This is a genomic window from Thioclava sp. SK-1, assembly GCF_001705665.1.
Lineage (GTDB): Bacteria > Pseudomonadota > Alphaproteobacteria > Rhodobacterales > Rhodobacteraceae > Thioclava.
Map to the genome: position 1 here is coordinate 1 of NZ_MDHA01000018.1, position 1120 is coordinate 1120.

Consider the following 1120-nt stretch of genomic DNA (forward strand, 5'->3'; position numbering starts at 1 on the left):
GTCATGATCCTGCAGGAGCCTCTATTGTCATCATGCTGCGCAGCCTCAAGCTCTACGGCATGGCAAATGCGGTCGACGATCTGGTCGCCCAGGGCGCGCCAGCGTTCGAAGCTGCCACGCCAATGCTGTCACAGCTGCTCAAGGCCGAGATCGCCGAACGCGAGGTGCGGTCCATCGCCTACCACACGAAGGTCGCCCGCTTCCCGGCCTACAAGGATTTGACGGGCTTCGACTTTGCATCGAGTGAAATCATTGAAGCAACAGTGCGGCAGCTACACCGATGCGAGTTTATCGAAGCGGCCGAGAATGTCGTTTTGATCGGCGGTCCCGGAACGGGCAAGAGCCACACAGCCACAGCAATCGGCGTCCAAGCCATCGAACATCACCGGCGTAAGGTGCGCTTCTTCTCGACCGTGGAATTGGTCAACGCGCTGGAGCAGGAAAAGGCGCTCGGTAAGGCAGGGAAACTGGCTGAGATGCTGACGAAGGTCGACTTGGTCATCTTGGACGAATTCGGCTACCTGCCGTTCAGCTCATCTGGCGGGGCGCTGCTCTTCCATCTGCTCAGCAAGCTCTACGAGCGCACCAGCGTCATCATCACCACAAACCTCAGCTTCTCAGAATGGGCGCAGGTATTCGGAGACGCAAAGATGACCACGGCTCTCTTGGATCGGCTTACCCACCGCTGCCACATCCTCGAAACTGGCAACGACAGCTACCGCTTCAAGGCCAGCTCCGAGTCTGCAAAGAAAACACGAAAGGAGACCAAAACGTTGACCCCGTCATAGACCGCGGCACATAACTGAGGGTGGGTCAAATCTCGGTGACAATTTATGGGGCTACCGGGTCAGTTCTCAGTGACAATCAACACTGTGCCAGGCAAATGAGATATTGCGCAAGGCATCAGCTTATTTTGCGCAGGCGGAACTCGACCGCCCACTCAAGCGATGATCGGTTTCATCTACGATCAAAGGGCTGTTTACGGTGTCGAGTCGATCTGCAGGGTGCTGCCGATTGCACCGTCAACATATTACCACCGCTTGGCACCAAGCCGATCCGGCCAAAGCTTCAGCCCGGCATCAGCGGGATACGGAGCTGCGCCCGGAGATCAAACGTGTCT

Annotated in this window: 1 protein-coding gene, 1 pseudogene and 1 other annotated feature; the gene and the pseudogene both read left to right on the top strand. The window is 57.1% G+C overall.

Translation table 11 applies throughout. The annotated features are described in order from the left end of the window. Positions 1 to 32 precede the first annotated feature (32 nt). Positions 33 to 788, top strand: coding sequence for an IS21-like element helper ATPase IstB (gene istB / locus BFP70_RS00590; protein ID WP_083217268.1), 756 nt, complete (start codon positions 33 to 35; stop codon positions 786 to 788). A gap of 82 nt (positions 789 to 870) precedes the next feature. Next, positions 871 to 1120: pseudogene (locus tag BFP70_RS21190) on the top strand (IS3 family transposase); the annotation flags it as partial. Beyond that, positions 906 to 1022: a sequence feature (AL1L pseudoknot), on the top strand. (Overlaps the previous pseudogene by 117 nt.)

Excerpts from the sequence above, each read along its gene's own strand:
- istB (WP_083217268.1), top strand. The coding sequence starts at position 33 with ATGCTGCGCAGCCTCAAGCTCTACGGCATGGCAAATGCGGTCGACGAT.